The sequence below is a fragment of the Actinocorallia longicatena genome, from assembly GCF_039534125.1.
GTDB classification, from domain to species: Bacteria; Actinomycetota; Actinomycetes; order Streptosporangiales; family Streptosporangiaceae; genus Actinocorallia; species Actinocorallia longicatena.
In genome coordinates this window covers 172,487-196,145 of record NZ_BAAAUV010000003.1, presented here as the reverse complement: position 1 = coordinate 196,145, position 23,659 = coordinate 172,487, and the positions used below count along the sequence as shown (strand labels likewise).

At 70.8% G+C, this 23,659-nt stretch carries 18 protein-coding genes; 7 read left to right on the top strand and 11 right to left on the bottom strand.

What is annotated here, in order from left to right; genetic code table 11:
• Positions 1-52 precede the first annotated feature (52 nt).
• The 3 genes from ABD785_RS06550 to ABD785_RS06540 all read right to left on the bottom strand — a co-directional run bounded on the left by ABD785_RS06550 (position 53) and on the right by ABD785_RS06540 (position 3,813).
• Entirely contained in the window at positions 53-1,270 is a 1,218-nt protein-coding gene (locus ABD785_RS06550) for an acetyl-CoA C-acetyltransferase (protein WP_344823249.1), read from the bottom strand.
• Between the two features lie 162 nt (positions 1,271-1,432).
• Positions 1,433-2,776 (bottom strand): outer membrane protein assembly factor BamB family protein, encoded by a 1,344-nt coding sequence (locus tag ABD785_RS06545; RefSeq protein ID WP_344823247.1) that lies wholly within the window; start codon positions 2,774-2,776, stop codon positions 1,433-1,435.
• A 47-nt stretch (positions 2,777-2,823) separates the two neighbouring features.
• Positions 2,824-3,813, bottom strand: coding sequence for an SGNH/GDSL hydrolase family protein (locus ABD785_RS06540; RefSeq protein ID WP_344823245.1), 990 nt, complete (start codon positions 3,811-3,813; stop codon positions 2,824-2,826).
• Positions 3,814-3,978: 165 nt separating this feature from the next.
• Between ABD785_RS06540 and ABD785_RS06535 the strand changes: the two genes are divergently transcribed.
• A complete protein-coding gene (locus tag ABD785_RS06535; RefSeq protein WP_344823243.1) occupies positions 3,979-5,349 on the top strand; it encodes a cystathionine beta-synthase in 1,371 nt (456 codons plus the stop codon).
• On the opposite strand, the gene ABD785_RS06530 is transcribed toward ABD785_RS06535, so the two are convergent.
• Complete coding sequence (locus ABD785_RS06530; protein ID WP_344823241.1) at positions 5,346-7,478, bottom strand: MMPL family transporter; 2,133 nt, start codon at positions 7,476-7,478, stop codon at positions 5,346-5,348. The two genes, ABD785_RS06535 and ABD785_RS06530, sit on opposite strands and share 4 nt — an antisense overlap.
• 155 nt (positions 7,479-7,633) lie before the next feature.
• On the opposite strand from ABD785_RS06530, the gene ABD785_RS06525 reads away from it, so the two are divergent.
• Both ABD785_RS06525 and ABD785_RS06520 read left to right on the top strand, forming a co-directional pair.
• Entirely contained in the window at positions 7,634-8,773 is a 1,140-nt protein-coding gene (locus ABD785_RS06525; protein WP_344823239.1) for a cystathionine gamma-synthase, read from the top strand.
• Between the two features lie 73 nt (positions 8,774-8,846).
• Complete coding sequence (locus tag ABD785_RS06520) at positions 8,847-9,674, top strand: alpha/beta hydrolase (RefSeq protein WP_344823237.1); 828 nt, start codon at positions 8,847-8,849, stop codon at positions 9,672-9,674.
• Between the two features lie 19 nt (positions 9,675-9,693).
• Here ABD785_RS06520 and ABD785_RS06515 read toward each other — a convergent pair whose 3' ends face one another.
• From ABD785_RS06515 to ABD785_RS06505, 3 genes are read right to left on the bottom strand one after another with little or no spacing between them, the layout of a single operon-like run.
• A complete protein-coding gene (locus ABD785_RS06515) occupies positions 9,694-10,173 on the bottom strand; it encodes a hypothetical protein (RefSeq protein WP_344823235.1) in 480 nt (159 codons plus the stop codon).
• Positions 10,174-10,216: 43 nt separating this feature from the next.
• The gene (locus ABD785_RS06510) at positions 10,217-12,160 is read right to left on the bottom strand and encodes a hypothetical protein (protein ID WP_344823233.1); all 1,944 of its coding nucleotides are present in this window, start codon (positions 12,158-12,160) and stop codon (positions 10,217-10,219) included.
• A gap of 6 nt (positions 12,161-12,166) precedes the next feature.
• Positions 12,167-13,558, bottom strand: coding sequence for a sigma 54-interacting transcriptional regulator (locus ABD785_RS06505; RefSeq protein WP_344823231.1), 1,392 nt, complete (start codon positions 13,556-13,558; stop codon positions 12,167-12,169).
• A gap of 88 nt (positions 13,559-13,646) precedes the next feature.
• Here ABD785_RS06505 and ABD785_RS06500 point away from each other — a divergent pair, with 88 nt between their 5' ends.
• Together ABD785_RS06500 and ABD785_RS06495 are read left to right on the top strand one after the other, a co-directional pair.
• The gene (locus ABD785_RS06500; protein WP_344823229.1) at positions 13,647-14,798 is read left to right on the top strand and encodes an FIST signal transduction protein; all 1,152 of its coding nucleotides are present in this window, start codon (positions 13,647-13,649) and stop codon (positions 14,796-14,798) included.
• Positions 14,795-15,724 (top strand): ROK family protein, encoded by a 930-nt coding sequence (locus ABD785_RS06495; protein ID WP_344823227.1) that lies wholly within the window; start codon positions 14,795-14,797, stop codon positions 15,722-15,724. The genes ABD785_RS06500 and ABD785_RS06495 overlap by 4 nt, the downstream gene beginning before the upstream one ends.
• On the opposite strand, the gene ABD785_RS06490 is transcribed toward ABD785_RS06495, so the two are convergent.
• The gene (locus ABD785_RS06490) at positions 15,721-16,404 is read right to left on the bottom strand and encodes a hypothetical protein (protein WP_344823225.1); all 684 of its coding nucleotides are present in this window, start codon (positions 16,402-16,404) and stop codon (positions 15,721-15,723) included. The two genes, ABD785_RS06495 and ABD785_RS06490, sit on opposite strands and share 4 nt — an antisense overlap.
• A gap of 73 nt (positions 16,405-16,477) precedes the next feature.
• Positions 16,478-17,878, bottom strand: a complete 1,401-nt coding sequence (locus tag ABD785_RS06485; protein WP_344823223.1) for a M1 family metallopeptidase — start codon at positions 17,876-17,878, stop codon at positions 16,478-16,480.
• 127 nt (positions 17,879-18,005) lie between these two features.
• Between ABD785_RS06485 and ABD785_RS06480 the strand changes: the two genes are divergently transcribed.
• A complete protein-coding gene (locus ABD785_RS06480; protein WP_344823221.1) occupies positions 18,006-19,862 on the top strand; it encodes an FUSC family protein in 1,857 nt (618 codons plus the stop codon).
• A gap of 9 nt (positions 19,863-19,871) precedes the next feature.
• On the opposite strand, the gene ABD785_RS06475 is transcribed toward ABD785_RS06480, so the two are convergent.
• Positions 19,872-20,870 (bottom strand): HAAS signaling domain-containing protein, encoded by a 999-nt coding sequence (locus tag ABD785_RS06475; protein WP_344823219.1) that lies wholly within the window; start codon positions 20,868-20,870, stop codon positions 19,872-19,874.
• On the bottom strand, positions 20,867-21,187 hold the full coding sequence (locus tag ABD785_RS06470) for a PadR family transcriptional regulator (protein WP_344823217.1): 321 nt from the start codon (positions 21,185-21,187) through the stop codon (positions 20,867-20,869). The genes ABD785_RS06475 and ABD785_RS06470 overlap by 4 nt, the downstream gene beginning before the upstream one ends.
• A 226-nt stretch (positions 21,188-21,413) precedes the next feature.
• On the opposite strand from ABD785_RS06470, the gene ABD785_RS06465 reads away from it, so the two are divergent.
• The gene (locus ABD785_RS06465; RefSeq protein ID WP_344823215.1) at positions 21,414-23,603 is read left to right on the top strand and encodes a glycosyl hydrolase family 18 protein; all 2,190 of its coding nucleotides are present in this window, start codon (positions 21,414-21,416) and stop codon (positions 23,601-23,603) included.
• Positions 23,604-23,659: the final 56 nt, after the last annotated feature.

Here is a 23,659-nt window from a genome sequence, read left to right as displayed (position 1 = left end):
TTGCGCCGGGGGGCCGTACGTGATCGTTGATCTCCGAAGCCGGAGACCGGGGCTAGCTCAGGCGCTCGAGGATCATCGCCATGCCCTGGCCGCCGCCGACGCACATGGTCTCCAGGCCGAACTGCTTGTCGTGGAACTGGAGGCCGTTGATCAGCGTGGAGGTCAGGCGGGCGCCGGTCATGCCGAACGGGTGGCCGACCGCGATGGCGCCGCCGTTGACGTTCAGCTTGTCGAGGTCGATGCCCAGCTCGTCGGCCGAGGGCAGGACCTGCGCGGCGAACGCCTCGTTGATCTCGGCGAGGTCGATGTCGCCGATGGTCATGCCCGCCAGGGCGAGGGCCTTCTTGGTGGCCTCGACCGGGCCGAGGCCCATGATCTCCGGCGAGAGGCCGGAGACGCCGGTGCTGACGATCCGCGCGAGCGGGGTGATGCCCAGCTCGGCGGCCTTGGTGTCGCTCATGACGACGACCGCGGCCGCACCGTCGTTCAGCGGGCAGCAGTTGCCGGCCGTGATGGTGCCGTCGGGGCGGAAGACCGGCTTGAGCTGCGAGACGGCCTCGTAGGTGGTGCCGGCGCGGGGGCCGTCGTCCTTGCTGACCACGGTGCCGTCGGCGAGGGTGACCGGGGTGATGTCCTTGGCCCAGAAGCCGTTCTCGTAGCCCTTCTCGGCCAGGTTCTGGGAGCGGACGCCGAACTCGTCCTGCCGCTGACGGGAGACGCCCTTGAGCCGGGCGACGTTCTCGGCGGTCTGGCCCATCGCGATGTAGACGTCGGGCAGCTCACCGTCCTCGCGCGGGTCGGTCCAGTCCTGACCGCCCTCGGCGAGCTTGCCGGTGCGCTCCTTGGCGGCCTCGAACTTCTCGTTCATGGTGTTCGGCAGGCCGTCGGACGAGCCGAAGGCGAAGCCCGACACCATCTCCACGCCCGCGGACACGATCACGTCGGCCTCGCCAGCCTTGATGGCGTGGAGCGCCATGCGGGTGGTCTGGAGCGAGGAGGAGCAGTAGCGGGTGATGGTGGCGCCGGGCACGGTGTCGAGGCCCAGCAGGACCGCGACGACGCGGGCCATGTTGTAGCCCTGGCGCCCGCCCGGCAGGCCGCAGCCCAGCAGGAGGTCGTCGATGGTGTTCGGGTCGAGCTGCGGCACCTTGTTCAGCGCCGCCTGGATCATCGAAGCGGTGAGCTCGTCGGAGCGGAGGTCCTTGAGCGACCCCTTGAACGCGCGGCCGATGGGGGACCGAGCGGTTGCGACGATGACTGCCTCGGGCATGGGGTTTCCTCTCTCCGGGCCGAGCGAAACTACCGGCGGGTAGGTCCGAGACCATTCTAGGACCAGATTCTAGAAAGAGGCGTGGCGGGCACCGCGCCCGGACCCCCTCCAGACGCGGTGCCCGCCACGGGCTTGGGGAAAACGGCAGGTCAGGTCATGTCTCTAAGATCCGTACATGCCCGGAGAAGTTCCCTTGGCGTCCTTGAGTCCGTGCAGGGCGCCCTTCTCGTCGCGCCAGACCCGCCAGCCGTCGACCGAACCGGTGTACCAGGACGGCGGCGGGCCGATCTTGGTGGAGCGCCTGCCGGCGGCCAGGTCGTAGGGGCAGAGCGCGGCGACGGGGTAGAAGCCGGCGGGCTGGCCCTTGATCTTCAGTTCGGCCGGGTCGACCGTGCAGAACGACCAGGTGCGCAGTTCCTTGACGTCCGCGGGCTTGGCGCTCTTCAGGTCGAAGGCGGTGCCGGCGCGGTCGCGCGACAGGAAGCCGATCGAGGAGAGGTCGGCGGGGAAGGACAGCCACCACGCGGCGTCCTTCGGGGGAGTGACGGCCGGTACCTCGACGGTCGTCCGCCCCGTGGCCGGGTCGAGCTGGGCGAAGCCGCCGTAGCCGCCGTTCGGGAGCATCTGGCGGGTGATCAGGGAGACGGCGGGGCTGGCCGAGGGGTAGACGCGCAGCAGCTTGGGCCGCGCCCACACGCGGGCGCCTGTGGCGAGCCGGACGGCGAAGAAGCCGTACGCCGACAGCTTCTTGCCCTTCTTGGCCTGGTAGGGCGCGACATAGCCGAGCATCAGATCGCCCGACCTGCCGAACGACCAGCCGCCCGAGAGGTTCACGCCCGTTCCGACGGCCTTCTCGACCGGGTAGGTCCACCGGCCCTTGCCCGTGGCGGCGGCCCGCGACTCCAGCGTCGGGTGCTTGGCCATCCGGAAGACGACCACCTGGTCGGCGTCGGCGTGCTCGACCTCGGCGATGCCGGGGATCTTCCAGAGCTGCTCGCCCGTGGCGCCGTCGAGGGCGACGAAGCGGGCGTTCTTGCGGGCGGTGAACTCCGACATGCAGACGTTCACGCCGCAGCGGACGGGGCCGAAGGTCGAGTCGACCGGCCGGGTCCACTGCTGGGTGCCGGTCTTGGCGTCGCGGGCGACGAGCGTGGCATTCCACTTGCCGGTCTTCTGCGGCTCCAGCGCGACGACCAGCGAGTCGGTGACGGCCGGCGGCTGCACGCCCATCCCGGTCAGCCGGCCGACCATGGTCGCGGGCTGGGCCCACAGGCGCTTGCCGCTGGTCACGTCGTAGACGGCGGTCTCGAGGGTGCCGTCGGCCTTGTAGCCGGTGACCGCGGTGACGCCGCCTCCGGTCACGGGCTTGCTGACGGCGTTGACCGCGGTGTCGGCCCAGCCCACGGCCGCCCGGGCGTCGTCCTTGCCGGGCCCGCTGGAGCATCCGGCGACGAGTAGTGCCGGAACGAGCGCGGAGAGTAGTCGCTTGTGGGCGGCAGAAGGCATGAGGGGGCTCCAGGGGTCACGCCCTCGGGGGAGGACGTGTCGGTCGGTCAGGCCAGACCGGGTGCTACCTCCGGCAGGCCCTTACCATCGGGTTCGATGCGGTGGGAGCCGCCCCGGCGCAGCAGGGTGGCCCAGCCGTTCTTGAAGCGTGGGCCGCCCGCGCCTCCCGTCACCTCGGTGCCGGGCTTCTCGGCGGCCGAGGCGGCCGCGAGATAGATGGGCAGGACTCCTTCGCCGTACTTGGCCTCGGAATCGGGTTCGAGTCCCAGTGCGGCTGAGAGAGACGGTAGCACCGCGGCGGCTGCCGCTGCGTAACCTCTCGCAGACGGATGGTAGCGATCGGCGGAGAAGTATTCGGCCGGTTCGCGGGAGAAATCCCGGCCGAGGAGGTCGCCGAGCGACACCGAACGTCCCCCGGCACGCACCACGACCACGGTCTGGGCGGCCGCGAGCTGGCGGGAGGTCCGCTGGGCGATCCAGCGCAGCGGCTGCATGAGCGGCTTGACCGAGCCGAGGTCGGGGCAGGTGCCGACGACCACCTCGCTGCCCGCCTCGCGCAGCCGGGTCACGACCTGCTCCAGGAACCGGACCGACTCGCCCGCGGCGACCCGGGCGGTGACGTCGTTCGCCCCGATCATGATCACCGCGGCCTCGGGCCTGGCCTTGAGCGCCGCCGGGACCTGGGCGAGCATCATCTCGGTGCGCGACCCGGACAGGGCGACGTTCGTCAGCCGCACGGGACGTCCCGCGGTGGCCGACAGCCCGGCCGCGAGCATCCCGGCCATGGTCTCGTCGGCCTCGTCCACGCCGATCCCGGCGGCCGTGGAGTCGCCCAGGACCACGAAGGAGATCGGTTCGCCCGGCAGGTGGGCCCCGTAGACACCGTCAGTGACCGGCGGGACCAGGTTGGCCGAGCCTTTGATTATCTTTCGGGCGAGCTTGGCTTCGACCACCAGAAGGCCGAAGGTGAGTCCGCCCAGCGCCGTCAGGCCGCCGCCCCCGAATGCCGCCGCAGTGACGATGCGGCGGGTTGTCAACGCCCTCAACATCTGTTGGCTCACCACTCCCTAGCTGGGTTAGTGTCGAATGGGAATGTATCCGCTCGTCAGGTTTCCGCACCTGTGGAAACACCGGGCGAAACGGATATGAAACACAGATAGTCGTTCCCGGTTTTGACGGCGCACAAAGACAAGGACGTCCCGGTGCAGGTACATGACTCACTGGTCTCACTGATGGGTAACACCCCGCTCGTCCGACTGCGGAAGGTCACCAACGGGCTGAACGCCCAGGTGATCGCCAAGGTCGAGTACTTCAACCCGGGCGGGTCGGTGAAGGACCGCATCGCCGTCCGCATGATCGACGCGGCCGAGGCCTCCGGCGCGCTCAGGCCCGGCGGCGTGATCGTGGAACCGACCTCCGGCAACACCGGCGTGGGCCTGGCCATCGTCGCCCAGGAACGCGGCTACAAGTGCGTCTTCGTCGTGCCGGACAAGGTCGCGATGGACAAGGTCAACGTGATGCGGGCCTACGGTGCCGAGGTCGTGGTCTGCCCGACCGCCGTCTCGCCCGAGCACCCCGACTCCTACTACTCCGTCTCCGACCGGCTGGCCCGCGAGACCCCCGGGGCGTGGAAGCCCGACCAGTACGCCAACCCCGAGAACCCGCGCTCCCACTACGAGAGCACCGGTCCCGAGCTGTGGGAGCAGACCGAGGGGAAGATCACGCACTTCGTGGCGGGGGTCGGCACCGGCGGCACCATCTCGGGCACCGGGCGCTACCTCAAGGAGGTCAGCGGCGGCCGGGTGAAGATCATCGGCGCGGACCCCGAGGGCTCGGTCTACTCCGGCGGCACGGGGCGTCCGTACCTGGTCGAGGGGGTCGGCGAGGACATCTGGCCGGACACCTACGACCGCGACATCTGCGACGAGATCATCGCGGTCTCCGACAAGGACTCCTTCGCGATGACCCGCCGTCTCGCCCGCGAGGAGGGCCTGCTGGTCGGCGGCTCCTGCGGGATGGCCGTCGTGGCGGCGCTGCGCGTCGCGGAGAGGGCCGGGCCCGACGCCGTCGTGGTCGTGCTGCTGCCGGACGGCGGCCGCGGCTACCTGTCCAAGATCTTCAACGACGAGTGGATGCGCGACTACGGCTTCCTGGCCGCGGGCACCGACGAGGCCAAGGTCTCCGACGTGCTGGCCCGCAAGGGCGGCCAGCTCCCGGAGTTCGTGCACGCCCACCCGCACGAGACGGTCGGCCAGGCCATCGAGATGATGCGCGAGTTCGAGGTCTCCCAGCTCCCGGTCATGAAGGAGGAGCCGCCGGTCATGGCGGCCGAGGTCGTCGGCTCGATCGGCGAGCGTGAACTCCTCGACGCCCTGGTCAAGGGCCGTGCCACCCTCGGTGACGAACTGTCGGGCCACATGTCTCCTCCGCTGCCGATGATCGGTGCCGGCGAACCCGTCTCGCGGGCCGTCGGCGAGATGGAGAAGGCCGGCGCGCTGGTCGTCCTCGACGACGGCAAGCCCACCGGCCTCCTCACCCGCCAGGACGTCCTGGCGTTCCTCGCTGCGACCTAGGAGACGAGTTCCTTCTCGGGTGCGGCGGGGGACGTGGGGTCCCCGCCGTGCCCGGGCCACCAGGCCTTGTTGCCCAGCAGCGCGGTGATGCCGGGCACGAGGAAGACGGCCATCACGAACGCGCTGAGCATGATGCCGACGGCCACGCCGAAGCCCAGCTGCTGGAGGATGGAGACCGGCGCCAGGCCGAGCACCGCGAAGGTGCCCGCGAGCAGGACGCCCGCCGCCATGATGGTCGGCCCGCCGTGCTGGACGGCCAGCGAGGCGGCCTTCCTGGGCGCGTGACCCTCCTTGGCCTCCTCACGGAGCCGGGCGGTGATCAGGATGTTGTAGTCGGTGCCGATCGCCAGCACGAACAGATAGATCATGATCGGTAGCTGGAAGACCAGGCCCTCCTTGCCCTCCGCGCCCTGGAAGATGTACACGGCCGCGCCGATCGTCGCCGCGAAGCCCAGGAGGACCGCGGGGACGAGGTAGAGCGGGGCCACCAGGCTGCGGAGCTGGAGCGCCAGGATCAGGGCGATGAGCAGCGCGGCCACCGGAAGGATCACCGAGAGGTCGCGGTTGTTGACGTTGTTGATGTCGGCGAAGATCGCGGTGTTGCCGCCGACGTAGACGGTGACGCCCTGCGGCGCCGCGGCGTGCACGGCCTCCCGGAGCGGCCCCTTCACCAGGGTGATCGACTCGTTGGAGACCGGGTTGTTCTTGAGCAGCAGGTCGACCCGGGCGATGGCCTGGGTCTTCTGGCCCGGCACGGCCGGCTGGACGGCGCCCACGCCGGGGACCGACTTGGCCTTGGCGCTGAACTCGTCGAGCTGGGCCTGGGTGAGGGCCTGGCCGTTCTTGCTCTTCAGGTAGATCTGCACCGGGGTGGTGAGACCGGGCGGGAAGCCCTTCTGAAGGTCCTTGGTGGCCTGCGCCGACTCGGTGTCCTGCGGGAACCCGGCCTGGAAGTCGTAGTCGGCCTTGAAGCTCGGGGCGCCCAGGGCGAGCGCCACGAGCACGACGAGCGAGCCGATCACGGCCGCGATCGGGCGCTTGCCGATGAAGTCGCCGAGACCGCGCGACAGCTTCGCCTCGGGCTGGGTCTTCCAGGCCTTGGACGGCCAGAAGACCGCGGTGCCCAGCAGGGACACCAGGGCGGGGAAGACGGTCAGCGAGGTGACGGCCATCGTGACGACCGCGATGGCCAGCGACGGGCCCCAGGCGGTGAAGACGCCGAAGGTCGCCAGCAGCAGCACCAGGAAGGCGGCGGCCACGGCGGCGGCGGCCGAGGAGATGACCTCGCCGACCTTCTCCACCGCGGTGATCATCGCCGTCTTGGAGTCGTCGCCGGCGCGCAGGAGCTCCCGGTAGCGGAACATCAGGAACAGGTAGTAGTCGGCGCCGATGCCGAAGAGCACGATGGAGATGATGATGCCCAGCGAGTCGTCACCGGAGTACCCGAACAGGTGCGACGCGGCACCGACGAGCCCGTTGGCGACGCCGATCGTGAAGACGATCACGACGATGGGCAGCAGCGCGGCGAGCGGCGCCCGGAAGATCAGCAGGATCAGGACGATGATCAGCACCGCGGTCGCGATGCCGACGATCGCGAAGGACTTGTTGAAGGAGTCCTCGTTGTCGACGAAGCCCGCGACGTCGCCGCCGACCTTGGCCTCCAGGCCGGAGCCCTTGAGCTGGCCGGGCAGCGCCTCACGGATCTTCTTGACCGCGTCACTCTGCTGCGTCTGAGCGGTCTGGTCCTGGCCCTGCATCGGGACGGAGATGATCTGGATGGCCTTGTTGGGGGCGACCGCCTGCGGGCCGGTGAGGATCCCGGTGACACTCGGCGGCTTGGGCAGCGCCCCCGCGACGGCGGTCACCTTGGCGACGTCGTCCTCGGTCAGCGGGGCGCCGTCGGTCCGCTTGACCACGATGAGGGCGGAGGTGTCCTCCTTCTGGGGGAACGCCTGCTCGGCGACCTTCATGGCCTGGACGGACTCGTATTTGGAGGGCAGGAACTCGCCCTGGTCGGCCTCGGTGTTGAGGCTGGGCGACAAGGCCATGATGAGGATCGCCGCGACGATCCACGTCACGAGCGTCACCACCGGGTGCTTGACGACGGCGGATCCGAGCCGTCCGAACATGGTGTGTCTCTTTCATTCGCCGGTCACTGACATCTTTTGAACAAGGGTAGGGCCGGGCATACGCTCCCTTTAACCTCCCTGGTGTCTAAATCCCTTCTGGTACCTGCGGGGGAGGTTCCACTACGTCAGGAGGAGGAACGCGTAGCCTGGTGAGCATGAGCAACCAGGGATTCGAGACCCTCGCCATCCACGCCGGTCAGGAGCCGGATCCGAGCACCGGGGCCGTGGTTCCGCCGATCTACGCGACGTCCACGTACAAACAGGACGGCATCGGCGGGCTCCGCAACGGCTACGAGTACAGCCGGTCCGGAAACCCCACCCGGACGGCGCTCGAGGAGTGCCTGGCAGCCGTCGAGGGCGGCCGCAGGGGCATGGCCTTCGCCTCGGGTCTCGCGGCCGAGGACACGGTCCTGAGGACGCTCTGCAGGCCCGGCTCGCACGTCGTCATCCCGAACGACGCCTACGGCGGCACCTACCGCCTCTTCGCGCGCGTCTACGAGGAGTGGGGGGTGGAGTACACGCCCGTCCCGCTCCAGGACGTCGCCGCGGTACGGGCCGCGATCCGGCCCGAGACCGTCGCGGTGTGGGTCGAGACGCCCACCAACCCGCTGCTCAACATCGCCGACATCGCCGCGCTCGCCCAGGTCGCGCACACCGCGGGCGCCAAGCTCATCGTCGACAACACCTTCGCCTCCTCCTACCTCCAGCAGCCGCTGAGCCTCGGCGCCGACATCGTCGTCCACTCCACCACCAAGTACATGGGCGGCCACTCCGACGTCGTCGGCGGAGCCCTGGTCACCGCCGACGCCGAGCTCGGCGAGCGGCTGGCCTACAACCAGAACGCGATGGGCGCGGTCTGCGGCCCGTTCGACGCGTTCCTGACGCTGCGCGGCATCAAGACGCTCGGCGTCCGGATGGACCGGCACTGCGCCAACGCCGAGCGGATCGCCGACCTGCTGACCCGCCACCCGAAGGTCGCCTCGGTGCTCTACCCGGGCCTGCCCGAGCACCCGGGCCACGAGGTCGCCGCCAAGCAGATGAAGCGGTTCGGCGGCATGATCTCCTTCCGGATGCGGTCGGAGGAGGAGGCGGTGCGCGTCTGCGAGGCGACGCAGCTGTTCACCCTCGGCGAGTCGCTCGGCGGCGTCGAGTCGCTGATCGAGCACCCCGGACGGATGACGCACGCCTCGGCCGCGGGATCGCCGCTGGAGGTCCCCGCGGACCTCGTCCGGCTGTCGGTGGGCATCGAGGACGTGAACGATCTCATTGCCGATCTCGAAACCGCTCTTGACTGACCGGTAGCCACTAGGCTGCTGCCCCATGCGCGTGCTACGGCCGATCTTGGCCCTTGTTGTGGGAATCGTCTGCGTGTCCGGGCTCTGTGCCGTTCCCGCGACGGCGGCCGCCGCACAGAAGAAGGTCGAGACCAGGACCGTCGCGTTCGGCAAGGGCAGCGAACAGAAGATCGCCGTCTACTCCGCCGGCAAGGGCAAGAAGCGGCCCGCGATCCTGCTGATCCACGGCGGGTACTGGTGGGGCGGCAGCCGGCTCGACAACAAGGGCTTCGCGCAGAACCTCGCGCGCCGCGGCTACGTGGTGTTCTCCACCGGGTACCGGCTCAGCCAGCAGGACCCGTGGCCCGCGCAGCGGCAGGACGTCGTGGCGGCGCTGGCGAACATCCGCGGGAACGCCAAGAAGTACGGGATCAACCCGGCGCGCGTCATCGTGGTGGGCGCCTCGGCGGGCGGGCAGCTCGCGACCATGCTCGGGGTCTACGGCAAGGGCGCGGCCAAGGTGCGGGGCGTCGTGGCGCTGTCGCCCGTCGACGACCCGCTGCTCGGCTACCTCCAGGGCGGCAAGGCCGGGGCCGACACCTACACGCGGCGGCTGAGGCAGTCGGTCGTCCAGCTCCTCGGCTGCACGCCCGTCTGGCACGACCCCGACTGCTGGCCCCAGCTCACCGACGCCACCCCGGCCGAGCACGCCGGCAAGGGCGACGCCCCGATGCTGCTGTTCCACTCCACCAAGGACTTCGTCGGGCCCGACCACAGCGTCGCCCTGCGGGACGAGCTGAAGAAGGCCGGGGTGCCCGTCACGGTCGTGTCGGTCCCCGGCAAGAAGCACGGCACCCAGATGCTGACCAGCAAGAAGGTCTTCAACCAGCTCATCAGGTGGATCGCCGCCCGCGCCAAGTGACCCCGGCGCGCTCAGCGGCCTAGTGCCACACCATGAGGATCAGGATGATGATCCACAGCAGGGTGATGATGCCCGACAGGGACGAGATCCGCGCGAGGTGGGCCGTCATGTCGGGGGCGGCGGCGGGCGCGGTCTTGTCCTTGGTCTCGGTGGCGGGGGCGGCGGGGACCTCGGCGGTGGACGCCTCGATCGCCGACAGGCACTTGCGCTGGTCGCGCTCGACGATCACCAGCAGGACGAGCGAGACGATGTAGAGCGTCATCGAGGCCGACAGCCACACCTGGTCGAACTTCCCGCTGGCCAGGAACAGCCCGAACAGCAGGACGCCGAGCGAGGCCCCGGCGTAGATCTGGGTGGTCCGCGAGAGGAAGCGCAGGACGGTCGCGTTGCCCTCCCTGATGTAACGGGGAGTGGAGTGCAGGACGGCGGTCAGCGGGCCCAGCGCGAAGATCGCGAACCCGATGTGCAGGATCAGCAGCAGACGATCGGCAGTCGACATGCCCAGACCCTAACGCCGAAAGGCCCGCCCGGTGGCTCCCGGCTCAGGACTCGCGGCGCGCCCGCAGATAGTCGCTCACCACGTATTCGCCGAGACGCGCCGGATCGGGGGAGAAGACCCGGCCTCCGTTGCGGCGCGCGACCTCCTCCACGAACGACACGAGCCTGCGGTCCTCGGCCAGCATGAAGACGTTGAGCGTGGCTTTGCGGCGCGTCATCTTGTCGACCTCGGCGAAGGTCAGGACGAGGGTCTCGGGGGCGGGCGGATAGTCGAACAGGGAACGGCCGTCGTGCCTGAGGTGCGCGGTCGGCTCACCGTCGGTCACGACCAGGACGATGGGCTCGAAGTCGGGATGGCTGTCGAGATGGCGTCCGGCCAGCAGCAGCGCGTGATGCAGATTGGTGCCCTGGACGGCGTCCCAGTCGAGCGACGCCATCTCGGTGGGATGCAGGACGCGCGCGTAGTTGGAGAATCCGATGATCTGGATCGCGTCCTGCGGGTACTGGGTGCTGACCAGCGAGTGCAGGGCCAGGGCCGTCTGCTTGGCGACGGCCCAGGTGTTGCGCAGCACCATCGAGTAGGACAGGTCGACGAGCAGGCACACCGCCGCGGCGGTGCGTCGCTCCGTTTCCTGGATCTCGAAATCGTCGGGGGTCAGCCGGACGCGGGAGGGGTCCCTCATGACGGCGTTGGAGACCGTGCGGACCACGTCGAGGGGCTGCTCGTCGCCGAACCGCCACTCACGGGAGGTGCCGGTGAGCTCGCCGGCCTGACCGGCGTCGCGCTGGGCGTGGTCGCCGCGCGGGCCGCTCTTCAGGTCGGCGAAGACCCGGCGCAGCGCGGTCTCGCCGAGCCGCCGGACGGCCTTGGGCGTGAGCTCCAGCCGCCCGCCCTTGCGCCGCAGGTAGCCCTGCCGTTCGAGTTCGGCCTCGATCCGGCGCAGCTCGCTCAGGTCGTCGACGGCCTGCCGGCCCAGCGCCCGCCGGACGGCCTCCTCGTCGACGTCGTCGAGGCGGGCACCGGGATAGTTCTGGGCCAGCGCCGACTCCAGATCGGACAGGTCGGCCAGATCGGCGAGCGCCCCGGTGGCGTCGCTCATGCCCATCGGGTCCTCGCCGCTCATCCGCTCGCCGCCGAACCAGTCGAGGTCGGGACGGCGCCCGCGCAGCGCCGATCCCAGCCGGGACATCTCCAGCTCCAGCCCGGCGTCCTGCATCGCCTCGGCCATCAGCGCCGACAGCTCGGCGCGCTGCTCGTCGCTGAGGGAGTTCAGCAGCCGCTGCATGGCGGCCGACCGGCGGGCGAGGGAGTCGACGAGCTCCTCCAGGGTGCGCGGGCCGTCGGGGAAGAAGTCCCCGAAGTCCTGCATGAACTCGTCGAAGTCCTCCTGGCGGTGCTCGCCGCGGGCGTCGGCCTCCAGCATGGCGTTGAGCGCGGCCATCATGTCCTTGACGCGCGCCATCGTCTCGGGGTCGCCGCCGCGCATCGCCTGCTTGAGTCCCTCGAACTGGGCGTCGAGGATCTCCTCGCGGAGCAGGCTCCGCAGCCGGTCGAACGTCTGGCGGGCGGCGTCGGAGCGCCACTGGTAGTCGCGGAGCGAGCGGATGGCGCGGGCGGTGTCGGAGGGCAGGGTGTCGAGTTCGGCCTCGCGGATCCTGGCGTCGTCGGACGGGTCGGGGAACAGCTCGGCGCGCTCCTGGCCGATGGCGGTGTCGAGCAGGGCGCGGGCCTCCTCGAGGGTGCCGTCGAGGCGGCCGCGGTCGCGGAGCTCGGCGCGGCGCTCGCGGACCTGCCGGAGCAGGTCGTCGAGGCCCTGCCGGGGACGGGTGCCGCCGAGGCCGCGGCGGAGCAGGTCGCGCAGGGCCTCCGCGACGCCGGTGCCGTTGAGCACCTCCTCGCCGACCTGGTCGAGGGCCTCGCGGACGTCATAGGGAGGGGCGAGCGGGTCCGGCCCCTCGCGATACGGTCCGTACCTGTACTCAGCCATGTGGTCCTACATCCGGTACGTAGAAGAGCCCTCGTCGGAGACGTCCTTGGACAGGCGGCGGGTCAGATACAGGCCCTCCAGCGCGAACTCCAGCGCGGCGGCCGCGTGGCCCGGCGAGTCGCCGTCCAGCTCCAGCAGGGACATGAGCTTGCCGAGCCCGCGGGTCTGCCCGACCCGCTGGAGCAGTTCGGCGGAGGAGACGAGCTCGCCGGTGTCGACGGACTCCCCGCGGTCGAACTTGTCGAGCAGGCCCGACAGGTCGGCCGTGCCCAGGGCGTGCCGGTAGGTCTCGGCGGTGGCGCGGCGCAGCAGGTGTTCCAGCACCTCCTGCTCACGGCCCTCCTCGCTGACCTCGAACTCGACCTTGCCCATCAGGCTCGGGACGATCGCGGGCAGGTCGCACACGCGGGCGACGGCCTGCTCCTCGCCGTTGATCGCCGAGCGGCGCAGCGCCCCGGCCGCGACGGTCTCCGCCCCGGCGATGGCGAACCGGGCGGACACCCCGGACCGGCCGTCGACGGCCTTGGAGTCGCGGACCAGCCGGGTGAACCGGGCGACGATCTCCAGCAGGTGCCGGGGCACCTCGGCCGACAGCTCGGCCTCCTGGGCGATCAGTTCGAGCTCGGTCTCCAGCTCCAGCGGGTAGTGGGTGCGGATCTCGGCGCCGAAACGGTCCTTGAGCGGGGTGATGATCCGGCCGCGGTTGGTGTAGTCCTCGGGGTTGGCCGAGGCGACCAGCAGCACGTCGAGGGGGAGCCGCAGGGAGTAGCCGCGGATCTGGACGTCCCGCTCCTCCAGCACGTTCAGCAGCGCCACCTGGATCCGCTCGGCCAGGTCGGGCAGCTCGTTGATCGCGAAGACGCCCCGGTTGGTGCGCGGGACCAGCCCGTAGTGGACGGTCTCGGGGTCGCCCAGGGTCCTGCCCTCGGCGACCTTGATGGGGTCGACGTCGCCGATGAGGTCGCCGACCGAGGTGTCGGGGGTCGCGAGCTTCTCGGCGTACCGCTCGTCGCGGTGCCGCCAAGCGATCTTCAGATCGTCGCCGAGCTCCGCGGCCAGGCGCCTGCAGCGGACACAGACCGGCTCATAGGGGTGGTCGCTGATCTCACAGCCCTCGACGAAGGGGGTCCACTCGTCGAGCAGGCCGATGATGGTCCGGATCAGGCGGGTCTTGCCCTGTCCGCGTTCACCCAGGAGAACAAGGTCGTGACCTGCGAGGAGGGCGCGTTCCAGATGGGGCAGGACGGTCTCATCGAAGCCGACGATGCCGGGGAACCGCGGTTCCCCGGATTTCAGCCGGTGCAGAAGGTTGTTTCGCAACTCGGCCTTGACCGAGCGATGGACATGTCCAAGGGAGCGGAGCTCTCCCAGCGTCGACACTCGCTGCGTGGATTGCACCTAAATGAGGTTACGTCCCGATGGGGATGACCGCACTGTTTACACGGCAGTGGTTTCAGAACGCCCATAAGCCCGGTTGAATCGAAACATGACGCGATTCGGCGACGGGCTCGCGCAGGGACTGGATCTGACGTCGGCGGCCGAAGAGGCCGTCCGGCGGGCGACCGGCACCCTCGACGGACGGGCCGACCTGCTCTGCGTTTTCGTCAGCGGAGAAGATCCGGAGGAGGTCGAGAGGGCCGCCAGGCAGGCCATGGCCTGCTCGGACGCCCGCACGGTGCTGGGCTGCAGCGCCTCGGGGGTGATCGCCGACGGGCGCGGGGTCGAGCAGACGGGGGCGGTCAGCGCCTGGGCCGGAATGCTGCCGGAGGGCGCCCGGATCGAACCCTTCCAGCTGGAGACCCTGCGGGGCGACGACCGGCTGATCGTGGTCGGGATGCCCGATCCGCGGCCCGACGACGTGGTCGGGGTGCTCCTCGCCGATCCCTACTCCTTCCCCGTCGACGCCTTCGTGGAGCGCTCGGACGAGGTCCTGCCGGGGCTGCCGCTGGTCGGCGGGCTGGCCGGGGGGGCCAAGGGCGAGACCCGGCTGTTCATCGACGACAAGCTGTTCACCGAGGGCGCCGTGGGCGTGGTCATCGGCGGGCCCGTCGAGGCGACGACCCTGGTCAGCCAGGGTGCGCGGCCGGTCGGACCGCTGATGACGATCACGTCGGCCGAGCAGAACGTCCTGTACGAGCTCGCGGGGTCGCCGGCGCTGGAGAAGCTGGAGCAGATCGTCCTGGCGCTGCCCGACGACGAACGTGAGCTCGCCGCCCAGGGCCTGCTCATCGGGGTCGCGATGGACGAGTACGCCGACGAGCACGAGCAGGGGGACTTCCTGGTGCGGGGGGTCGTCGGGGTCGACACCGACACGGGCGCCCTGGCGATCGGCGACGTGGTGGAGACGGGGCAGACTGTCAGGTTCCAGGTCAGGGACGCCGGCGCGGCGGACTCCGACCTGCTGGACCTGGTGAAGGGGTTCGACCTCGGCCCTGTGGAGGGAGCGCTGCTGTTCTCCTGCAACGGCCGGGGGAGGGCCATGTTCGCGACGTCCGACCATGACGTCCGGGCGCTGGAACAGTTCGGTTCCGTCGGCGGGTTCTTCGCCGACGGGGAGATCGGTCCGGTCGGCGGCCGCAACCACGTGCACGGGTTCACGGCCTCGATCCTGGCCTTCGGGAAGGGTGGGGACGTATGAGCGACGAGCGGGTGCTTGCCATCGACGTCGGCGGCACCAAGCTGGCCGTCGGGATCGTCGATCCGGGAGGACGGGTCGAGACCTACGAACGGACCGAAACCCCCAAAGTGGACGCCGAGGGCCTGTGGCGGACCCTGGAGTCGCTGCTGGACAAGCTTCCCGAGAGCGACCTGATCGGGGTCGGGGTCGGCTGCGGCGGCCCGATGGAGTGGCCCTCGGGCGAGGTCTCCCCGCTCAACATCCCCGGCTGGCGCGGGTTCCCGCTGCGCGAGCGGCTCAGAGAGAGGTACAAGGGCCTGCCGGTCCGCATCCACAACGACGCCGTGACGGTGGCCGTCGGGGAGCACTGGCGGGGAGCCGGACGCGGCAGCCGCAACGTGCTCGGCATGGTCATCTCGACGGGTGTCGGCGGCGGCCTGATCCTCGGCGACCGGCTCATCGACGGAGCCAGCGGCAACGCGGGGCACATCGGCCACATCGTCGTCGATCCGGGCGGCATGCCCTGCAAGTGCGGCGGCCGCGGCTGCCTGGAGGCGATCGCCCGGGGCCCGGCCCTGGCCGCCTGGGCGCAGGCCGAGGGCTGGCGCGCCGAGCAGATGATCGCCACGGCCAAGGACCTGGCCGCCGACGCCGCCCGGGGGCACCCCATCGCCGTCGCCGCGATGCGCCGCGCCGGACGCGCCCTCGGCATCGCCATCGCCTCGGCCACCCACCTGCTCGACCTCGACGTCGTCGCGATCGGCGGCGGCATGTCCCAGGCGGGCCCGATGCTGTTCACCCCGCTGGACGAGACCTTCCGCCACCACGCCCGGATGGAGTTCGCCCGGCACGTCCGGGTGGTCCCCGCCGAGCTCGGCCAGACCGCGGGCCTGGTCGGCGCGGCCGCCTTCATCTACGGCGCCGACCGCTACTGGAACGCCGACTAACTCTGCGGAGCGTCGAAGCTCCAGTCCGGGTGCAGGTGGCCGTCGCCGCCGCTCAGGGCCGGGGCGGCGGTGACCGACTGCTCCAGGACGGAGGTCTTCCGGCCGGGCGCCTCGAAGGTGGTGCCCTTCAGGTGGGCGCGGAAGCGCATGATCCGGGCGGGGGCCTTCGGGTTGCGCAGGGCGTAGACGAAGGTGTAGTCGACGCTGACGTGCAGGCCGTTCCTGCCGTGGTAGGTGGCGGGGGCGGCCTTCATCGTGCCCCGGACCTTGATCCGCTCGCCGACGAGCTCCGCGCTGCCGGGGGCGAGGGAGACGACCTGGGAGCGGGCGCGGTCGCCGAGGACGGCGGCCTGGGCCGGGTCGATCGCGGCGAGGAAGGCCGCGGGGGCGGCGCCTTCGAGGGTGGCCCGGTCGAGCGCCGCGGCCTCGACCGTCCTCTCGGTGCCCTGGTAGGCGGCGGCGACCTGGGCGGCGGAGAATCCGCCGATCGCCCGCGCCGGCGGGGGCGCGACGCCGTCCGCGCCGTCGGCGTAGTCCTCGGCGGGGGAGCCGAGGAAGGGGGCGTCCGCCGAGAGCGTGGGGACGAGGTCGTCGGCACCGGCGTTCCGGGCGGCGGCCCAGACGCCCACACCCGCCACGAGCACGGCGGCCATCCCCAGAGCGACGCCCTGACGCGGCATGTCTTCCCCCGGCTCTTGGTAACGGAACGGTCACAAGGCTACGTGCCGTCACCAAGAGCGGGCAAATCCCTGCCTAGAGGGAGGGCTTTCCGGGGGTGTAGGCCCACTTGGTGAACAGGTCGTCGAGGTCCTGGCCCGAGACCTGCTCGGCGAGGGCCTGGAAGTCGGCCGTGGTGACGGAGCCGTAGCGGTTCTCGGCGACCCAGCGGCGGCCGAGCTCGAAGAAGGCGTCGTCGCCGATCGCGGTGCGGAGGGCGTGGAGGGTCATCGCGCCGCGGTCGTAGACCGTCTCGTCGAAGATGCCGTCGCGGCCCGGGTCGGACATGACCGGCTGCCACACCGCGGCGCTCGCGGGCTGGTCGTAGGTGTCGTCGAACGACTCCTGGACGCTCCGGCCGCCGTGGGTCGCCGTCCACAGCCACTCGTTGTAGGTGGCGAAGCCCTCGTTGAGCCAGATGTCCTTCCAGGCCGCGGGGGTCACGCTGTCGCCGAAGTACTGGTGGCCGACCTCGTGGGCGATGAGGGTGTTGCTCGGGACCCGGCCCGCGCGGCTGGTGTCGTAGACCGGGCGTCCCTGGGTCTCCAGGGCGTAGCCGACCCCGACCCGGTCGATGACGCCGCCGGTCGAGGCGAACGGGTAGGGGCCCCAGATCGACTGGAGCCAGTCGGTGACCGCCCCGGTGCCGGCGAAGAAGGCGGCGCCCTGGCCGGTGTCCAGGGCGGTGTCGACCGCGGTGATGTTGCGGATGCCGTCCGGGGTGCGGCCGGTGGTGACGTTGAACCGGCCGATGGCGATCATCGAGAGCTCGGAGGCCATCGGCTGGTTCATCTTCCACTTCACCGTGGTGAGGCCGCCGGTCGTGGTCTTCGTGCCCTGCTCGCCGTTGGCGATCGCCGTCAGGTCCGACGGGGTGGTGATCGTGAAGCCGTAGGTGGCCTTGTCCTTCGGGGTGTCGTTCACCGGGAAGAGGGTGGCGGCGCCGAACGGCTGGTTGAGCATGACCGCTCCGTCGGCGGTGGCGACCCAGCCGGAGACGCCGAGGGTGTCGTCGTCGATCTTCTGCGGGACGCCGTGGTAGGTGACGGTCACCGAGAACGTCGCGCCCGCGGAGATGCCGTACTGCGGCGTGACGACCAGCTCCTGCGCGCCGGTCCTGGCGAAGGCGGCGGTGTTGCTGCCGACCTTGACCTCGTCGACCGTCAGGCCGAGGAAGTCGAAGTTCAGGGACGACAGGTTCTGGGTGGCCGTCGCGTTGACCTTGGTGGTCGCCTCGATCGCCTTGGTGGCGGGGTCGAACTTCAGCGTGATGTCGTAGCCGGAGACGTCGTAGCCGCCGTTGCCCATGTCGGGGAAGTAGGGGTCGCCCGCACCCGGCGCGCCGGGGGTGTAGACGATCTTCTGCGCCTGGGCGGCGGGACTGAGCGCCAGGGCGGCCGTCAGGGCCGCGACGGCGATCGAAGCGGTACGCATCATAGAAAATCCCCTCCGAGACTTTTGATCTTCTGCTCCGAGACTGGCCAACCGGAAGATTTCGGGCAAGGGGGCTGGTCAGGGTGAGTCCGATTCGCAATAGACCTGTCCAAAGGCTGATCATGAGGGGGTGAGTGAGCAGGGATGGCTGGTCCGGGCCGTGACCCCGGTGCGCGCGCCCGTCCCGTGGCCCGCCGTCTTCCGGGCCGGGATCTCGATCGCGGCCATGACCGCGATCGGGCTGGCGTCGGGCAACGCGGTCGCCGGGATGATCGCGGCGACCGGCGCGCTGTCGGGCGCGCTGCAGAACACCCTGCGCCCCTACCGGCTGCGGCTGCTCGGCATCGCGATCCCGATGCTGGTCGGCGCGGTCGGGCTGATCGTGGGGGAGGCCGCCTACGACCGGGGCTGGTGGACGGTGGGCGTCCTGGTGGGCGTCGCGCTGGTGTCGGGGCTGATCAGCTCGATCGGCGCGGTGTCGTCGGGGTCGGGGCTGATGCTGCTGCTCATGGCCGTCATCGGGACGGGCATCGAGCTGCCGGGGCCGTGGTGGCAGGCCCCGCTCTACCATCTGGGCGGCTCGGGCTTCTTCCTCGGGCTGGTGCTGCTGGGCTGGCCGCTGCACAGGGCCGATCCGGAGCGGGAGGCCGTCGCCGGGGTGTACTTCGCCCTCGCGGACGTCCTCGAGGCCGCTCCCGAGGCCGACGCCGCCCGGCTCGCCGTGGCACCGGCCGTCAACGCCGCCCAGGACGTCCTGACCCGGCACCGCATCGGCGAGCAGGGCCGCGACATCGAGATCCGGCGGCTGACCACGATGCTCAACGCGGCGACCCCGCTGCTGGAGGCCATCTCCCTGCTGCACGACGCCCCGGCGCCCGCCGGGATGCCCGCGGCCGTCCGGCGGATCGGGGAGGCCGTCGCGGCCGACCACCGGACCTGCCCGCCCGCGGTGTTCGTGTCGGAGGAGCCGGCGTTCGCGGCGGCCGTCGAGTACTCCCGCAGGCGCCTGGCCGGTCCCCGGCCGGAGGATCCCGACCTGCTGGGCCGTCCGGCGGCGTGGCCGGTCCGGGCCGTCACGGCCGTCCGCGAGATGGTCTTCACCTGGACGACCTGGCGCTTCGCCCTCCGCCTGGCCCTGTGCATCGGGCTGGCGGGCATCGCCTCGGCCGTCCTGACCGTGCCGCGCTCGTACTGGGTCGCGCTGACCGTGACGTTCATCCTCAAGCCCGACTTCGGGTCGGTGTTCGTCCGGGCGCTGCTGCGCGGGCTCGGCACGCTCGTGGGGGTCGTCATCGCCGCGGCGATCCTCATCCTGGTGCCGCGCGGCTGGCCGGCCGTCCCGCTGGCGGCGCTGTTCGGCGGGCTGGTGCCGTTGGTCTCGGCCCGCAGCTACGCGATGCAGACCGCGGCGGTCACCCCGCTGATCCTCGTGCTGGGCGATCTGCTCCACCACGAGCCCGCCACGACCCTGGCCACGACCCGGCTGGCCGACACGGCACTGGGCTGCGTGATCGTCCTCGTCTTCGGCTACGCCCTGTGGCCGGACTCCTGGCGCGTCCAGGTCTCGGCCCGGCTCGCCGACACCATCGACGCGGCCGCCGCCTATCTGAGGGGCGCGTTCGAGGACTCGCCCGCCCGCTCCCAGCGGCGCCGCGGCATCCACCGCACCATCACCACGCTCCGCACGACCCTCCAGCAGACGCTCGCCGAGCCGCCCCCGGCGAGCACGAGGGCCGCCGCCTGGTTCTCCGCGGTCGTGGCGGTCGAGCAGATCGTCGACGCGGTCACCGCGGCCTCGGTGAAGTCACGGCACGGCTTCCCCGCACCGGACCCGGCCGACCTGGAGGTCACGGCCGGGACCCTGAGCGCGCTGGCGGCGGCCGTCCGGGCGCACGAGCCCGCGCCCGCCCTGCCCGACCTGCCGAAGGACGGGCTCCTCGCCGACCTGACCCCGGAGATCCACACCCTCCGCGCGGCCCTGCCCTGAGCACGCCGGTCAGGAGCGGCCGGTCGGGCTGGGCGTGGGGCTCGCCGTCGGCTTCGCGGTCGGCTTCGTGGTCGGCGACGGGGACTGTTCGGCGGGGGGCGCGGTGGCGTCGGGGACGGGGCCCACCTCGGGGGTCTGCGGGCAGACGGGCATGAGGCGCAGGACGGCGTCCATCGGGGCGTCCTCGTCGGTCTGGTAGCACAGCGGCTTCGGGTAGACGTTCGCGGCGACGGGCCTGGAGCCGGGGATCATCGGGTACTCCTCGAGCGGCGGGCTGTTGACCGGATTGCCGTCCTGGTCGTAGAGCTGCACGTCGGTGAGCGGCTTGCCGTCCTTGAACGGGTAGATGTTGATCGTCCCGCCGAACCTGGACTCGACCGGGTCCTCGGCGTAGCTCTGCGGGTAGTAGGACGCGCCGCCGGCCAGGTCGACCGTGCTGAGGAAGACCAGTCCCGCCCAGATCGCGAAGGCGCTGAACAGGGCCGTCACGAGGGCGATGGGCCGCCGCCGGGGGCTGCCGCTCCGGGCCCGCTGGCCGAGCCAGACGGAGGCGCCGGCGAACAGCAGGACGCAGAGGAACTCGCCGGGATCGTCCGGGAGGGGGCCGCGGTCCTCGCCCGCGATGATCGCCCAGAAGACGTAGGCGGTCAGGTAGCCGCGCAGCAGCCACCACATCGGCCGGGCGTCGCGCAGTGCGGCCCGGACGCCCGGATGCTCGGGCACCCGCTGCTCGAAGAACTCCGCGATCCCGGCCTCGGTCCGGTCGAACAGGGCCCAGGCCGTGACGCGCGGCTTCTCGACGGCGACGTCGGTGTAGGCGGCGCGCAGCTCGGCGGCGTACCGCTCGGGCGGCCCGAGACGGGCTTCGAGTGACTCGCCGGACTCGGCGTCGATCTCGGCCAGATGCTCCTCGAGGTCCTCCAGGAGCTCGGCGCGGTCGGCCGCGGGGACGTCGGCCAGGGCCGCGCGGACGGCGGCGGCGTACTCGGTGACCGGGGTCGCGATCATCGGGGCTCCAGGAGGGTGTCCATCGTGCGGGCGAAGGTCGACCAGTCCTTGCGGGAGGTGGCCAGGGTGGCGCGTCCGGCGTTGTTCAGGCCGTAGTACTTGCGGTGCGGCCCCTCGTCGGAGGGGACGACGTAGGAGGTGAGGGCGCCGGCCTTGAACAGGCGGCGCAGGGTGCCGTAGACCGAGGCGTCCCCGACGTCGTCGAGGCCGGCCTCGCGCAGGCGGCGGACGACGTCGTAGCCGTAGCTGTCCTCCTGGTCGAGGACCGCCAGGACGGCGACGTCGAGCACCCCCTTGAGGAGCTGGGTGGTGTCCATGCCGAAGACCTCCTTGTGTGGTGCACACTATTGCGCACTGCGCACTACCGCGCAAGACGCGGTGCGGCGCCGCAGGGGATCGCGAACCTTAGCTGTGGCTTAAGCCCGCCTCAAGCCGTGGATCCGCCCTTGCGTCGGCCAGGTCACACGACTTACGTTCACCGCAACCAACAGGAAAGTTTCCTATTTATCTACTGGGAAGCCTTCACCGTCAGGAGCCCCCGCAGTGCGTCGACTCACCACCTCCCTGGCGATCGCGGCCTTGTTCACGCCGCTCCTCGCCGCGTTGCCCGCATCGGCCGACACCCCCTCGACCGCGACCTTCGTCTCCCAGGGAGACTGGGGCAGCGGATTCCAGGGCGCCTACACGATCAAGGCAGGCTCCGCCGGCCTGACCAGCTGGAAGCTCGAGTTCGACCTCCCCGCGGGCGCCGCCCTCAGCTCGGTCTGGGACGCGGACTACACCCGGTCCGGCCAGCACTACACGCTGGTCAACAAGGGCTGGAACGGCACGCTCGCCGCGGGCGCCACCGTCAGCCCCGGCTTCGTCGGAGCCCCCGGCGGCGGCGTCGTCCCCTCCGGCTGCAAGCTCAACGGCAACCCCTGCGACGGTGGCGGCGGCACGACCGACGCCCGGCCCACCGCCCCGACCGGCCTCGCCTCGACCGCGATCACCGAGAACAGCGTCGCTCTCGCCTGGCAGGCCGGCACCGACGACAAGGGCGTCACCGGCTACAACGTCTACAACGGCGCCACCAAGGTCGCCACCGTGACCGGCCTCGCCGCGACCGTCACCGGCCTGGCCTCCAACGCCTCCTACACCTTCACGGTCAAGACCGTCGACACCGCGAACCAGGAGTCCGACGCCTCGGCCCCGCTCACGGTGAGGACCACCGGCATCGACGACAAGGTGGCCCCGTCCGTCCCCGCCGGGCTGACCGCGACCGCCTCCGGCTCCTCGGCGATCGGCCTCTCCTGGACGGCCTCCACCGACAACGTGGGCGTCACCGGCTACGACGTCTACCGCGGCGCCACCAAGGTCGGCACCGCCACCGGCACGAGCTACACCGACTCCGGCCTGACCGCGAACACCGCCTACACCTACACCGTCCGCGCCAAGGACGCCGCGAACAACGTCTCGGCGGCCTCCGCTTCGGCCACCGCGACGACCAAGGCCACCGACCCGCCGCCCGCCAAGTACGAGAAGATCGGCTACTTCACGCAGTGGGGCGTCTACGGACGCAACTTCCACGTGAAGAACCTGCAGACCTCCGGCGCGGCCAAGAACCTCACCACCATCCAGTACGCGTTCGCCAACGTGAACGCCGACGGCAAGTGCTTCGAGGTCAACGCCCTCGGCCAGGGCGACTCCTACGCCGACTACCAGCGCTCCTACGACGCCGCCTCCTCGGTGGACGGCGTCGCCGACAAGTGGGACGATCCGCTGCGCGGCAACTTCGGCCAGCTCAAGCGGCTGAAGGCGCTCAACCCGCACCTCAAGGTCAACATGTCCATCGGCGGCTGGACCTGGTCGAAGTACTTCTCCGACGCGGCCCTCACCGACGCCTCCCGCAAGGCGTTCGTGTCCTCCTGCATCGACATGTTCCTCAAGGGCAACCTGCCCGTCGGCGACGGCGCGGGCGGCACCGGCGCGGCCTACGGCGTCTTCGACGGCTTCGACATCGACTGGGAGTGGCCCGGCTCCACCGCCGGAGAGGTCGGCAACGTCGTCCGTCCCGAGGACAAGCAGAACTTCACCCTCATGCTCGCCGAGTTCCGCCGGCAGCTCGACGCCTACGGCGCCCAGGTCAACCGCCGCTTCGGCCTGACCTTCTTCATGCCGGCCAACCCGCACGAGATCGAGGTCGGCCTCGAGGTCGACAAGATCCACCAGTACCTCGACTACGGCAACGTGCAGGGCTACGACTTCCACGGCCGCTGGGAGACCACGACCAACCACCACGACAACCTCTACGACGTGGCCGGCGACCCGAACCCCGCCGACAAGCAGTACAGCATCGACAAGGTCATCAAGGCCTACAAGGCCAAGGGCTTCCCCGCCCAGAAGCTGACGGTCGGCATGCCGATGTACGGCTTCGGCTGGACGGGCGTCCCGAACGGCGGCAAGAACGGCCTGTGGCAGACCTCCACCGGACTGGCCCAGGGCACGGTCGAGAAGGGCGTCGAGGACTTCAAGAACATCAAGAACCTCCCCGGCACCGTCTACCGCGACCCGGCCGGATCGGCCTGGAAGTACGACGGCACCACCTTCTGGAACTTCATGGACCCGCAGCTGGCCACGCTCAAGGCCAACTACGTCAAGGACCAGGGGCTGGGCGGCGCGATGTTCTGGTCGCTCGACGGTGACGATGCGACGGCCTCCCTCTCCGGAGCGGTGGCGTCCGTCCTGAAGTAGCCGAGAACCGCATCACCCCGAGGCAGCCGGACCCGTCGCTCCCCAGTTGGCGGGTC